Source organism: Staphylococcus sp. McC-251-APC-3A2, from assembly GCF_009695665.1.
Lineage (GTDB): Bacteria > Bacillota > Bacilli > Staphylococcales > Staphylococcaceae > Staphylococcus > Staphylococcus cohnii.
Genome location: NZ_VUNO01000004.1, coordinates 1 through 15139 on the forward strand (window position 1 = coordinate 1; position 15139 = coordinate 15139).

Consider the following 15139-nt stretch of genomic DNA (forward strand, 5'->3'; position numbering starts at 1 on the left):
AAAAAGCGCACAATTAATAATTAACTGTACGCTTAAATGAATGTAGTGATTACTACGTGTTATGATTAAGTTAAATATAAAATTAGTTACTTTTAATTATCTGCCCACCACAAAAGATGAACATCCTAAAAAAGCGCGCCCATCTATTTGAAGATGAGCGCGCTTAATTTGATTCACACATTTTTAAGAATAAAATGTTTTGCCACGACGTGATTCTAAAAATTTCATCACGTCTTGATCAATGTTGTTGTCGTATTTTTCATGAATTTCAATGACTTTATCAATACCTATCGCATCCATCATTTCGAATGGTCCAATAGGTGAACGTGAGTTAATATGCCAAGTTGTATCAATGACATCGTATTCTGCAATTTCGTTAACGTATAAATCTTCAGCGGCTTTGAATAAAGACAATAACAATTTAGATAACACGCCATTGTTGTCATTCGCGACGGCTTGTTGTAAATGTTCGTCAGATGGTTTTTCGTCGACAGGAATGTCCCAAGTTTCATATTCAGGGTTTGGATATGTGTAGAATCCTTTACCTGTTGCTTTACCAAGTTCACCATTTTGGATTTTGACGTTATTTTTGTCAACGTACGCTTTTTTCCAAGGTGTGCCGTCTTTTTCATATTCTGCTTGTACGATAGCAGTATTTGTATTTAAACCAACGACGTCAATCGCACCGAATGGACCCACGTTCATACGTATAGCGTTCATCCAAATTTTATCAATTTCTTGTGGTGTTTCTTCTTCATTCGCATACATTTCTTCAGCCACGTGGAAGAATGGCACAAGAAGTGAGTTTTGAACGTAACCTGCATGTTCTTTTTTAATTGACACTGGGTGTAAGCCCATTGCTCCTGCATATTCAACAACTTCATCAAATACAGCACGATCTGTGTCTTTAGTCGCCATAATTTCGCCGACATTATTTAACCAAATTTCGTTCGCAAAGTGTAACGCTAAGAAACGATCTGTACGTCCTGTTGCATCTTTAAAATCACTTGGTAATAATGTTGAGGAGTTTGTTGCGAAAATTGTTTTTTCTGGCGCAACTTCTCCAAGTTCTTTATAAAATGATTGTTTTATTGATAATTTTTCAGGAATGGCTTCAATCACTAAGTCCGCATCTGCGACAATTTCTTTTAAATTTGTTGAAGTTTGGATGCTTTTAACGGTTGCTTTTAATTTGTCTTCTGGCGCATCTAAATCTTTAATATAACGCGGTACTAATTTTTCTAAACGGTCTTTTGCCGCTTCAAGCCCTTTTTTATTCACATCATAAATTGAAACGTTAAAACCTGAATACGCAGCCTGAAAAGCGATTTGGCTACCTAATACACCGCCACCAGCGACAACTACATTTTTAATATTCATCTCTACACTACCCTTCAGAAATAATTTTAGTAAATACCTTTATTATGACATCTAAAAATTAACAAAATCATGAGGTGTTATTTTTATGGGGTGTCACAATTTATTCACAACATAAGTATAATTAATATACCTTTGAAAATCAAAAGAAGAGATTTCCACTCGCAACTGTCTAATTTGGAAAACTCTTCTTATTTCGTGGCATTGTTTAAACTTATATAGTAGATATGCGCTTAGTAAAACCTTGTAATCACTAAATCACTAATATTTAAACGACTGTCATCATTTAATAAGGTAATAAACAGTTTTTTGATAAATGTTATTCTTCTAAAATTCTTTTTAATTTACACACTAAAAAATATCATCCTTAACAATAATAAGTTATTTAAATTATTGATTAAGGAGGATATTTTTATATCTATTTATTTCTCAATTTAGAACTAGATTTTTATCGTGCTTTCAACTCATTTCCTGTCATCCATTTATGATTTTTAATGATTTTACCATTATCTTTGGATTTGTAATCAACTACGTAAACAGTAGTCTTTTTCACGTTATCTATATTGGCTGTAGCACCTTTCATACCAGACATATGACTTGCTTCTAATTTAACAGTATCGCCCTTGCTAAATCCATCTTTAGGTGCATCTTTAATCTCTTCGTTTACGACCCATTTATGATTGTTTACTTTTTCATTTCCATTTGTGGGTTTATAACTTACAACATAGGCATATGTTTTATACGCACCTTTTACAGTAGCTTCTGCACCTTTCATACCTGGCATATGCCCTGCTGTAATCGTTACTTTATCTCCCACTTTAAATTCACCCTCATTAGTCGATTTCATATCTTCTGGAACTTTACTTTCATCATTATGCTTCATATGGCTCTCACTTTTTTGGTCATTAGTGTCTTTATCTTTTTCATCATTATTGGAGCAAGCTGATAATATTAGTAATGATCCTAATATCATAAAAAATAATTTTTTAATCATAATAAAACTCCTATCTTTTATTTTAATTTTAATGTAAAGGCATTAATTGCAACAATAACCGTACTTAGTGACATTAAAATAGCACCTATTGCAGGTGATAAAATCAAGCCGATAAATGCTAAAATACCAGCTGCTAAAGGTACAGCAACAATATTATAACCTGCACCCCACCATAAGTTTTGTACCATTTTTCTCATAGTATTATTTGAAAGGGTCAAGAAATGAATAATATCTGATGGATTACTTTTAACAAGTATGATATCACCTGAATCCACTGCAACATCTGTGCCTGCACCAATTGCTATACCAATATCGGCTCTTATAAGACTCGGCGCATCGTTGATACCGTCTCCGACCATCATGACTTTATTACCGTCACTTTGATAATCTTTTATAATGCTTTCCTTATCTTCTGGCATGAGTTGTGCGTGGACATCACTAATACCTAATTCTTTTGCGACAGCGTGTGCCACTTCATTATTGTCACCTGTAAGCATGACTGGTGTAATATTTCTTGATAGTAAATCAGCTACCATTTGTTTTGAGCTTTCTTTAATTTGATCTCCTTGAGCAATCATGCCAATGACTTGTTGATCCTCAATTAAATAGCTGATTGAATTACCTTGTTGAGCTAATTTAGTAAACAAGTCATCGTCATAATTAAGTTTATGTTTATCAAGATAAGAGACATTTGTTATTTTATATGTTTTATTATCAATTAGACCTTCTAATCCGACACCTGGAATATTATTAACGTCTTGTGGATTAGTAAATGAAACATTTTTACTTTTCGCAAAATCAACAATACTTATAGCTAATGGGTGATTAGATCGACTTTCTAATGAGGCGAAAAGGCTTAATATTGTATCATTACTCAAATCATTTTTAAAGCTCTCATAATGATTCACAGAAAAGTTACCCTCAGTTAAAGTACCAGTTTTATCCATCATTACATAATCGATATGTTGAGCTATTTCTACAGACTCTCTATTTTTAATAATTAAACCATTATGTGCACCAATTGAAGTAGAACGTGCAGTGACAAAAGGTATTGCCAAGCCTAAAGCATGTGGACAAGCAATGACTAACACAGTTACAAGACGTTCTAATGCAAAATCAACATCATTTTGAATGAGCATCCAGACAATAAAAGAAATCACACCAACACTTACAGCAAAGTAGAATAAATAACCCGCTACTTTATCAGATAACAATTCAGCACTAGATTTATCACTTTGTGCTTGATTAACAAGTCCCATAACTTGAGAAAGATATCCATCTTCTCCCACAGCTGTAACCTTGACTTGTATTGTTCCAGACCCATTAATAGAACCCCCGATGACGTTGTCATTTTGATTTTTTTGTACTTTTTTAGATTCTCCAGTGACTAGGGATTCATCTATAGATGTTTGTCCTTGAACGATAATACCATCTGTTGGAATGCTTTCTCCGGCTTTTACTTCGACGATATCATCAGTCATGATGTCTGATATTTTAACTTCTTCGCGTTGGCCATTATCCATAACTTTAATAGCACTATTAGGTAACAGTTCTGCCATTTTCTTTAAAGCATCTCCAGCATTTCCGACAGCATTCATTTCTATCCAATGTCCTAATAACATAATTAAAATTAAGGTAGCTAATTCCCAAAAAAAGTCCATTGTATGACCAGTTGCACTACTAAAGTTATTCATATAAAAAGCATACAAGCTATAAATATAAGCTACCGAAATGCCTAGGGCAACTAAGGTCATCATGCCTGGTTTTTTTGCAGCAATTTCATCTTTACCACCAGACAAGAACGGTTTACCACCATAAAAGAATAAAATTGTACCTAATATTAACACTACCCATTCAGAACCTGGAAATGTGAATTGAAAAGGTAATTTAACGCCCATCATTGGCGATAAAAAAATGATAGGTATTGCAAAAATTAATGAAACAAAAAACTTAGCTTTAAAATTCCCATGATGATGTGCATGGCCACTATGATGATTATGTGATTCATGGTTATCATGATGCATTTGATTGGAATGATTCATGTGATTTTGATGCTTAAGCTCTTCACCATTATTCTTCAAATTAACTCCTCCTATTTATGAAAATATTATATTAGCTATACTTATACTATAACACATACCCCTTAGGGGTATAAATGTTTTCGATTTATCTACTTTTATGGATTTATATAATTCCGAAACTTATGTCTACACGTCCTACATTAGACCTTGTCATCGATATTTAAAACAATGTTTTAATTAAAAGATCTAATCTTAACTATCGCATGAAAATACACTCTGACCAAGGTTATCATTACCAAAACAAGTCATATATTAATATTCTTAAAGAAAATAACGCATTTCAGAGTATGTCTAGAAAAGCAAATTGTCTAGATAATTATTTAAAGAAGCCAGTAAATGAATTTATAATAAACTCATTTACTGGCCATTTTTCTAGTATTTATGCTCACTCTCTTCAAACTATATTAATCATTTTTTGATTCTCATATTCTACGCCACAATAGCTGCATTCTATTAAAGTTACTATATATTCAATCAATTTCAAAGTGAGTTATATACAACCTATTTTTTAGTTTTATTTGTGATAAGCTTCACCGCGCATGATTTTAAACGCACGGTAGACTTGCTCGATTAAGACGACGCGCATCATTTGGTGTGGAAATGTCATTTTACTGAATGATAGTGCGTAGTCACTTCTGTTTAAAACGTCTTGATGCAAGCCATTGGAACCACCGATAATAAATGTGAAGTCGCTTTGGCCGCGTGTCATGCGGCTTTCTAATTCTTTAGCAAGTCCTTCAGAAGTCAGCATATTGCCTTTTATTTCTAAAGTAACGACTGTGGATTGTGGCTTTACTTTTGCTAGTAAGCGTTGGCCTTCTTTTTCTTTCACTTGTTCAACTTCTTTGTCACTCATATTTTCGGGTGCTTTTTCATCTGGTACTTCAATAATTTCAATTTTGGAATACGCACCTAAACGTTTTTCGTATTCAGCTATGGCTTGTTTCCAGTATTTTTCTTTTAATTTGCCAACTGCAAGTATAGTAATTTTCATAATATGCCTCCTGTAAAAGCTTAAAAATCAATAGTTATTAGACTTATCCACAAGTTATGCACTTATTCACACAATTCCCTCTTATTATAACAGGAATGTATACGATAATTTAAAATAATTTACGTTTTTTTCACAAGTAAGAGTGGATAACCTGTTTATTTGTGGATAACTCTGTGTATAATGTGGGTATTTCTCTGTTAATTGTGCACATCTCTGGATAACTTTGGATAAATACGTGGATAAGTTGCCGATTGTCTTACATACTTATTCACAAAATTTACGTTTATTTTACAAAATCTCATGTTCGTTCAAGCTATAAGGTAAGTTATCCACTGTTTATAAATTATCAGATAAATGCATATATGTAACTACTTTAATTAGCTCGTCATTTTATAAAATTGATAGTTAAACAAACCTCTAATTTAGTTAAAATGATTTCGTCGTGTCATCACGGCAAGAGACTAAGGATCATGCATAAATCGTCTCCGATAACTCAATAATATGAAAACTGGTGCTTTAACTAGATTTACGTTTAGCCATCGTGTTAAAAATTACTCAATTTCACTTCATATGCCAACTACGCTTCGAATCATCTTCAGCAAATCCATCAAGATCCTCTAACTTTTCAAACAAGCCGTTTAAACAATAGCTTACAGTAATCTCGGGTTAGTGCACAAAAAAGCCCTAACCGCTTCAATGAAGGGCAAGGGCTGCTTTATTATAGTGTATATATTGGTGTGGCTTGAGCTTTGTCTGTGTCGCAGAGAAGTACTTCTTTTTCTGTATCGATGTCGTGTTCGTTTAGGACTTGGCCAACGCTCATGCGTGCAAGGTCTTTCATGTTGTTGTCTTGTGATAAGTGAGATAGGTAGATGCGTTTCGTGCTGCCTGTAATGACGTCTGTCATGGCGAGCCCTGCATCTTCATTAGATACGTGTCCCATATCACTGAGGATACGTTGTTTTGTCTTCCATGGATAGCCACACATACGAAGCATGTCAACGTCGTGATTACTTTCGAATACGAAAGCATCACTGCCTTGAATCATGCCTTTCATGCGATCTGAAACGTAGCCTGTGTCTGTGAGTATCGTGAATTTTTTATAATTATTATGGAAGATATAAAACTGTGGATCTATGGCATCGTGAGACACGTTAAATGATTCAATATCAAAGCCTGCAATAGACTTAGTCTCGTATGGATTAAAAATGAATTTCTGATCCATTGGAATTTTACTATCTTTCTTTTCGATTGCCGACCATGTTTTTTCGTTTGCGTATATTGGCAATCCGTATTTACGTGCTAAGACACCAAGGCCTTTGATATGGTCGGAATGTTCATGTGTTACTAAAATGCCGTTTAAATGCTTAATTTGTTTGTCGATTTGACCAAACAGTTCTTCCATCTTCTTACCTGTCAGGCCTGCATCGACGAGAATACTACCTTTATCACTTTCTACATAAGTGGCGTTACCTGTACTACCACTCGCTAATACACTCATTCGTATCAAGCGATTCACCCTTTCTAATCGATAAACACTCGTTGCTTATAATTTGTATAGGCAGTCTACGGTTTATGTGACCTCAACATGCCCTCTGTCTAATGATTAAAGTTTTTATATCTGTTGTGTTTTTTAAATTATGTACTTTTGAACTATCCTATGTGGTACATATTTATGCTTACATGCGTTCATCTTAAATCAACGCAGTTGGTTTATAACTTTGATTTAACAATAATCTATTTTAACATACTTTGAAGCTTAAATTGAATTTAATGTTTAATGTGGTGTCTTGTTTTTTAAATACTGTGTCTCAAAGTACATAATAAAAGAGCGGTATCAAAATCAATGTTAATACTTTTGATTTCGTATATCCGCTCTCTTATTTTTATGATAAATCTTTCAATACTCACTAAACGATATGCTTGCGTGAAGTCATAAATGCTATGTCCGCACTATTCTTCAACAATTTTGGGACTGTCTGAAATAGCTTCGACGTAATATGTCTTGGATTCGTCTTTATGTTTTACTTTGATTTCCCAATTGGCTTCTAGTACTTGCACGTTAGGCTCTTTAACGACGGTATAATAGCCGAGTCGGACGTTGGTCACTTCATCGTTTCGTTTAAGATAACGATTATAATAAAGTGCTTCTATCGCGCTTTTCGCAGTGTTTACTTGTTTCTTATCGTTGTTAGCACCTTCTGATGGCTCTATGGATTTCATAGCTGTTTGTCTGTAGCTTGATGCTTTACCATCGTCATTGATATTAAATTTGAGTTGTGCTTTACTATTATTCATGATTGGAAAGTCGTTATAAGTCTGTTCAAAAGTAACATTTTTATCGTCAATTTTACTCATTTCGTAATTTTGACCTTTAAAGATTTTATCTTTAACATACGATTTTAAATCTGTGTATTGATCGTTACCTACATCAATTGGATCATTGATTTCACCTTTGATTTTTTGACCGTCTTCTTCGCTTGCAATACTTGAACGTGCTTTTGCATAAGATGAAAAATCATTAGATCTTGCAGTGAGTAGTTGCATTTCTATATTTTTAACGCTTGGCAAATTTTCAGGAATTTCTATTTTTTCTTGTTTAAAATTCACTGCATTTTCGTCGGCGCTATCGTTAATATGAGATTTGTTGACTTTATCAATATAGATGATGATAAGGCTGATGTTCACTAGAATAAATACAAAAATAAATAATGTTTTCGTGTGTTTCCAGTTCATTTATTCTAGCCCCCCATCTTTGTATGCACGCCACTTGTCATCGTACTCTACATACCAACATGGCTTAAATTCACTGTTGCGCTGGATTTCTATATCACCGTTGTCCTGTTTATCTTCCATGCGGTAACCAATGGTCATGTTTGTTACCTTTTCGAAATCTACTTCAGGATTATTGGCTAGTTCCGAACGGACAGTTTCAGCGCCTGGCAGGTTGACTTCTTTTTCGCCACTATCAATAGTTACATTTGCTTTTAATAACGTACGCGCATAGCTATAAATACCTTTATTGCCCCAAGAAACTTTCAATGTATTTAAATCGTCGTCGTTAAACGTTGGTCGTCCATTCAAGAACAGTTGATAAGTCAGATCGCCACGTTTATCGTCTGTATGGAATAATCTGAAATCATCTGTAAAACCACCGTGATTATTGATGTATGCATAGGTGCTTGGAATGCTTTCTTGCATGTTCGTTGAACGGTTTTCATCTTCTAATAGATTTGTGTAGCGATATTTTTCGGTCTCATCATTGTAGTTGGCCACACCTGTATTATTGTTGTAAGTGACTGCACCGCTTCTTGAACTACGCACTACCACTGAATCGTTAAATAGTATTGAATTCATGGTATCTACACTAATGTGATTATAGATTGTATGGTAGGATTTTTGTCCTTTTGGTGACTTCGGCGCAAAGATATGTGTCGCTTTATCTATCGTATCTTTATTGGTAATAATTTCTGTGTATGGTTGCATATGCTTATGCTGGTTTTCCAATGCTTGTGTGAATTTATCTGTCTTCACAGTTGTGGTCATGCGTACAACATTATGTCTATCTTTACTAATCGCATAAAGTTTAATTTTGCCGTCTTGATTGTTGTCTATTAACAGGCGATCAAATTTAAAGTTGTTGGGTACTTTGGCATTGATATTTAATACTTGTCCTAAATATGTAGCAAGTGGCATATCATAGGTGAAGTCCAATACTAAAAATTCATCGCTCAAGTCTGGAATAATTAAATTATGATTGCTGTGCATTTGTTCAGCGTGTAATACACGATGATTTTTTAAGGGTTTAATGATTTCTTCGACATTGCTGCGTGTTGCTTCCATACCTTCTGTACTTTCACCTTTAGAGTGAATGACTTGGTATGGTGTGATCACTTGAGGCATCCCTTGTTTCAAAGGTTTACCGATTGTATTTGATTTCGCTTCTTTTTTACTATTGTCTTGTTTATCAACATTAGCCAAATCAGGTGAAAAGTTCCATGTCATATACGTCAAAATCGCACTCATGAGTACTAAAAGAAATAGGATAATAGATTTAATTAGTTCTTTACTCTGCATCCCAATCACCATCTTCTAGTACTTCACATGGAAGTGTAATAAAGATTGACGTACCTTGTCCTTCTACACTATTTGCCCAGATGCGACCGTTATGTGCTTCGACAATTTCTTTAGAAATGGCTAGTCCTAATCCTGTACCACCCATTTTTCGCGTCCGTGCTTTATCTACACGGTAGAAACGATCAAAGATTTTATCTACTTTATTGATAGGGATACCAATGCCGTTATCTTTGACGCGGATGGTCATACGATTATACAGTGAGTTTTGTTTCACGTGAAACTCAACACGTTTATCACCACGTGAATACTTCATTGCGTTGGTAATGACATTGTCAAACACTTGTGTCATCTTATCTGGATCAATTTCTGTAAAGATTGTTTGTTTTGGAATCTCACGTACAAATGTTGTATCCTTCGCTGACATTTCATGGCGATTAATAATTTTATTGATAAACATATTAAAGTCGACAATTTCTTTGGTAATCTGATCTGATTCGTTATCCATTTTTGATAATTGTAGTAAATCGTTTACGAGTCGAATCATACGTTCTGTTTCTTCACGTGTTACTGATAAAAATTGTGGTGCTAACGCATCATCTTTCCATGCACCACTTTCTAATGCCTCGATATAACTATTCATGGATGTTAACGGCGTACGTAATTCATGTGAAACATTCGCCACGAATTCGCGACGTTCTTGTTCAACTTGTTGTTGTTCTGTTACGTCATGAAGTACGGCAATATAACCTGTAACGAAGCCAGTCTCTTGTACGATTGTACTAAAGTTTACACGAGCGATTATACCTTCACTTTCATTGATATCTAATAAGAAACTATCATTATTTTCTTGAATTTCATCTAATGAAAAATCTTCTTCTAATTTAAGCATATTTAACATGTAATGACCGATAATTTCTTCTTTCATCATGCCTAGCATCGTTAATGCCATATCGTTGACAATACGCACACGGCCACGACGATCGGTTGCGATAATACCATCACTCATATGCGTAATGACAGAGTCTAGACGTCGTTTTTCACTTTCTGTATTTGCTTGTGCTTCTTGTACACGTTTGGATAAATTATTAAAGGCTAGTGCAAGTTCACCAATTTCATCATTACCGTAAATTTTAACACGTTGCGTATAGTTACCTTTAGACATCTCAACGGTTTGGTTACGCATATCGGTAATTGGCTTTGTGATTGTGCGCGCAATAAAGAAACCTAGTATCACTGTAATTAATAGCGAGATGCCTGTCCCAACAATAAAGATCTGGTTGATGTTACTTAATTGGTTATATACATCGTTGATATCTGCTTCTATATAAACATCACCAATTGTGCCATCATCTGATGTCTTCACTGGTAAATTGTAGACCCACACACGTTGTTTTCCATTACCATAGTCTTTTAATACTGTATGGCTATTAATTTCTCCTAGAGATAGCGCTTTTTGTATGGAGCTGTCATTAGCTTTTTGATTTATTAGACTACGCGTAGACTGCTTTGAGGTAGCCATGATAATTTGATCTTTATCAATAAAACGAATTTCTTCTATTTCTTGTCTATTGGCATACTCATTCAATAAATTTTGAACTTCTTTTTGTGCATTGACTGAGTTGTCTTCGTCATAGACTTTTTCTATATTAATTTCTATTTGTTTCGCGTATTGCGAGATATTATTTTTAAATGTTTGTGTTAATTCTTTTTCTAGACTATTGGTAAAGTATAAACCGATAATCTGCATACCGATTACGATTAACAATACATAGACAATAACAAGTTTCGTGTGTAGAGATTGAAAATGTTTAAGCCACTTCATTTAATATTGTCCCCTAATCGTGTTGTTGGAGGAAGTATCCAACACCACGGCGTGTCACTATATATTCTGGGTGTGATGGATCGTCTTCAATTTTTTCACGTAAGCGACGAATCGTTACGTCTACTGTACGTACATCACCAAAATAGTCATAGCCCCAAACAGTTTGTAATAAATGTTCACGTGTCATAACTTGACCCATGTGTTTAGATAAATAATGGAACAGTTCGAATTCACGGTGTGTTAATTCAATATCTGTACCACGTTTTTTAATAGAATATGCATCTGGATAGATAACAATATCTTTAATTGTAATTTCATTAGATGCATCGTTCACTTCTTGTGCTGGTTGTGAATAATGACGACGTAAGTTTGCTTTGACACGCGCAATTAATTCACGCGTGCTAAATGGTTTCGTCACGTAGTCATCGGCGCCAAGTTCAAGACCCAATACTTTATCGATTTCTGAGTCTTTTGCGGTTAACATAATTATTGGCATTTCATATTTTTTCCGTACTTCACGGCATACTTCCATGCCATCGCGACCAGGTAACATAATGTCTAATAAGACAATGTCTGGTTCTTCATCATATATTAAATCTACTGCGTCATTACCATCATATGCACAGAATACTTCATAACCCTCTTTTTTCAAGTTGAACTCTAAAATATCAGCAATTGGTTTTTCGTCATCTACTACCACAACTTTTCTAGCCATATTTATAAACCTCATTTCTAAATTGTAGTACGTTTACATATTTTTCTACGCATTTCTCTATAATATAATTTACCATTTATAGCGTGCTAATTCTATTTTTCTAAACAAAAAAATAAATTGGTATATTGTAAAATTATAACATTTTTTACTATTAATAGGTTAATTATAGATATATTAAGCCTACACAACATGATATCACTGTGCGACTATATTGCCCATAGTCTATAAAAAAGTGATACATATCTCAGCAAGGGTCATGTTATTTTGACTAAGGTATTTGAGATAACTTAGTCATAATTTGAACATGATGTCGCTTAAACTGGATATGCATCACTGATAATATTAAATATTTTTAGATTTTTTAACGAAGAGCGATAATATAAATCCGATAACTGTCAATATTACAATAAAGAAACAGGCATATTGGATACCATAAGACAGTACAACTTCTTGTTCTGCATTTGGATGGCTTGCGCCAAAGGTACGCATTGCTGTGGTATAAATCGTAATGGCAATTGCAGTACCAGCTGAACCTGCTACTTGTATTAACGTTGTAATTGTTGCTGAACCATCAGCATAAAGGTGGTGTGGCAATTGATTTAAGGCATTTGTCTGTGCTGGCATCATGACCATCGATATGCCAAAGAAAAGTACCATGAATGCCAAAATAATAGCCCAAACAGGTGTAGAAACTGAAATCATTAATGCAAACGTTAACGCAGCAATAAACATCAGTAAAAATCCGAAAATGCCAAAGTATCTAGCACCAAAACGATCAAATAAGGAACCAACAATCGGGGATAAGATTAAATTGATTGCATTACCTGGTAATAAAATTAAACCAGCAATAATCGAATTAAATAATAAAGCACCTTTTAAATATAGCGGCAATAATATACCCATAGATAGGATGCATAATATCGTAACGAAAACCATTGCAGCCCCTATGACAAACATTGGATATTTAAATACGTTTAAATTAAGCATCGGCGAATCAATCTTGAATTGTCGTACGATAAAGATAGCCAGTGCAACAACGCCGATTAATAACGGCAACCATACAATAGTACTTGTAAATGGTGCTTCAGCTAATGTGCTTAATGCAAAGATTAATCCCGCAAATCCTATTGTAGATAATGCAATAGAAATCATATCAATTTTAGGTTTGGTAATTTCTCCAACATTTTCTACTTTTGAAATTGCCATAAATAATACGATAATGTATAAAATCGCACTAATCCAAAAAATATAATGCCAGCTAGAAGCTGAAATAATGACACCTGACAGCGTTGGTCCAAGCGCAGGTCCAGCGGTAATCACTAGACCCATAATGCCCATCACGGCACCGCGTTTTTCTATTGGGAATATAAGCATCAACACTGTCACCATGATTGGTAGTAAAATACCTGTGCCAAGTGCTTGTACAATACGTCCTAATAATAAGAAACTAAAATTAGGCGCGAGCGCACCAATAATAACGCCTATTAATGATAATACAATTCCTGTAATAATAAGTGGTTTCGTATTAAACCACTTGATTAAATAAGAAGAAGCAGGTACTAAACAAGCCATAACGAGTAAATATCCCGTCGTCAGCCATTGCACCACTGCAGCTGAAACTTGAAAATCAGCCATAATATCTGTGAGTGCCATGTTTAACGCTGTTTCACTAAATAATCCCATAAATCCACCAATCATAAGTACAAGTGCGTACATGCTTGGGTTCTTTACTTTTACTTGCGTTGTCATTTTAAATACTCCTTTTTAATGGTTCCATGAAGTATAAGTATTATTAAGAGACCTAACATTGATATGTAATGCTGTCGTACGTGATAAACTTCGTACGCATTTACCTTTAAAATTAATCTCTTCGATCCATAACTTATCTCGATATACCATTCAAATTTGTTTTATATCATTGAGCATTTACAATATGAATTTTAAATGATAAACACATCTTTTCATTGATATGTATACGTTATTTGTTACTTCAAAGTAATGTCCTCGAACGATTAACTTCATTACTGTATCAAAATTTTCCTTTTATTGTCAACTAGGTTGACAATTTTTAGTACAAAATTAAAAGTATTGTAACCATTGCTTTTAAAATGGCACAATACTTCATGCTTGGATATTTTATTGTAAGTCTTCTAGTTGCCAGTCTTGATGTAAAATCGTTTTAAATAGCTGTAATTGCTCAGTTCCAATGACTTGTGCAATGTGTTTTTCAATGGATTGTTTATAAGTCATATACTGTTCAATGCATTCGATGCCGCTATCTGTTAATGACACACATTTCTCTTTTTTATTATGAACTAAATTTTCAACTTTAACTAATTCTTTTTCTTCTAATTGTTTAATCGCTTTATGAATGGCTTGCCTTGTTAAATTAACCGATTGTGTTACTTCAACAAACGTAAGTTTACTTACGTATAATTTTGCCATGATATACCATTCTGAACTGGAGTTGTGTATCCCGTTCTTGTCATTTGCTTTGTTTTCAACAATATTCCTCAATGCACCGTGTCGTTCGCTCAGGGCATCTAGCATATCTAAATTTTTCAATTCTGGATCTACAGTCATTATTGTTTCACCTCTTGTCTCACTCAATACATTTAGTTTAACCTTTTTTATTTTAATTGTATAAAAAAGTGTTATTGCAAAGCAGCATCGCATTTACAATGATACTTTTATGAACTGTGCTAATCTGCACTAACATGAAACATTTAAAAATTCTACGTATTTAAATTGAGCATCCGCTTGTTTCACAAACGAAGGCACACGCTTTAATGTTTATACATAAATAACTACTATCTTCAATAGAATGAAGTTTAAAATATATATCGTAGAAAATTGTACAAAAAAATGCCCATCCTATTGGATGGGCAATACGGTCTCGACGGGAATCGAACCCGCGATCTCCTGCGTGACAGGCAGGCGTGTTAACCGCTACACTACGAGACCTAAAAAATGGTGACTCCTACGGGACTCGAACCCGTGTTACCGCCGTGAAAGGGCGGTGTCTTAACCGCTTGACCAAGGAGCCTCTCTTAAGCACAAGATAAATTATATCAACTCT

Annotated in this window: 11 protein-coding genes and 2 tRNA genes; all 13 read right to left on the bottom strand. The window is 34.3% G+C overall.

What is annotated here, in order from left to right:
• Positions 1–183: 183 nt before the first annotated feature.
• The 13 genes from FYJ81_RS09130 to FYJ81_RS09190 all read right to left on the bottom strand — a co-directional run bounded on the left by FYJ81_RS09130 (position 184) and on the right by FYJ81_RS09190 (position 15106).
• On the bottom strand, positions 184–1398 hold the full coding sequence (locus FYJ81_RS09130; protein ID WP_326752235.1) for a 3-hydroxyacyl-CoA dehydrogenase: 1215 nt from the start codon (positions 1396–1398) through the stop codon (positions 184–186).
• A 427-nt stretch (positions 1399–1825) separates the two neighbouring features.
• Positions 1826–2371, bottom strand: coding sequence for a YdhK family protein (locus FYJ81_RS09135; RefSeq protein ID WP_000592150.1), 546 nt, complete (start codon positions 2369–2371; stop codon positions 1826–1828).
• A 17-nt stretch (positions 2372–2388) separates the two neighbouring features.
• Complete coding sequence (locus FYJ81_RS09140; protein WP_195837324.1) at positions 2389–4452, bottom strand: heavy metal translocating P-type ATPase; 2064 nt, start codon at positions 4450–4452, stop codon at positions 2389–2391.
• A gap of 514 nt (positions 4453–4966) precedes the next feature.
• Positions 4967–5446 (bottom strand): 23S rRNA (pseudouridine(1915)-N(3))-methyltransferase RlmH, encoded by a 480-nt coding sequence (gene rlmH, locus FYJ81_RS09145; RefSeq protein WP_019468536.1) that lies wholly within the window; start codon positions 5444–5446, stop codon positions 4967–4969.
• A 718-nt stretch (positions 5447–6164) separates the two neighbouring features.
• Positions 6165–6965 (bottom strand): MBL fold metallo-hydrolase, encoded by an 801-nt coding sequence (locus tag FYJ81_RS09150; RefSeq protein ID WP_103211427.1) that lies wholly within the window; start codon positions 6963–6965, stop codon positions 6165–6167.
• 434 nt (positions 6966–7399) lie between these two features.
• A complete protein-coding gene (locus FYJ81_RS09155) occupies positions 7400–8182 on the bottom strand; it encodes a two-component system regulatory protein YycI (protein WP_107523312.1) in 783 nt (260 codons plus the stop codon).
• Complete coding sequence (locus FYJ81_RS09160; RefSeq protein ID WP_040030064.1) at positions 8183–9523, bottom strand: YycH family regulatory protein; 1341 nt, start codon at positions 9521–9523, stop codon at positions 8183–8185. It abuts the gene before it with no gap.
• Positions 9513–11345, bottom strand: a complete 1833-nt coding sequence (walK, locus tag FYJ81_RS09165) for a cell wall metabolism sensor histidine kinase WalK (RefSeq protein ID WP_046207189.1) — start codon at positions 11343–11345, stop codon at positions 9513–9515. The genes FYJ81_RS09160 and walK overlap by 11 nt, the downstream gene beginning before the upstream one ends.
• 13 nt (positions 11346–11358) lie before the next feature.
• The gene (gene yycF, locus FYJ81_RS09170) at positions 11359–12060 is read right to left on the bottom strand and encodes a response regulator YycF (protein ID WP_019468531.1); all 702 of its coding nucleotides are present in this window, start codon (positions 12058–12060) and stop codon (positions 11359–11361) included.
• A 342-nt stretch (positions 12061–12402) separates the two neighbouring features.
• The gene (locus FYJ81_RS09175) at positions 12403–13809 is read right to left on the bottom strand and encodes a DHA2 family efflux MFS transporter permease subunit (protein WP_107523311.1); all 1407 of its coding nucleotides are present in this window, start codon (positions 13807–13809) and stop codon (positions 12403–12405) included.
• Between the two features lie 387 nt (positions 13810–14196).
• Positions 14197–14643, bottom strand: coding sequence for a MarR family winged helix-turn-helix transcriptional regulator (locus tag FYJ81_RS09180; RefSeq protein ID WP_154409592.1), 447 nt, complete (start codon positions 14641–14643; stop codon positions 14197–14199).
• 308 nt (positions 14644–14951) lie between these two features.
• Positions 14952–15024, bottom strand: a tRNA-Asp gene (locus tag FYJ81_RS09185).
• Between the two features lie 7 nt (positions 15025–15031).
• A tRNA-Glu gene (locus FYJ81_RS09190) sits at positions 15032–15106 on the bottom strand.
• Positions 15107–15139: the final 33 nt, after the last annotated feature.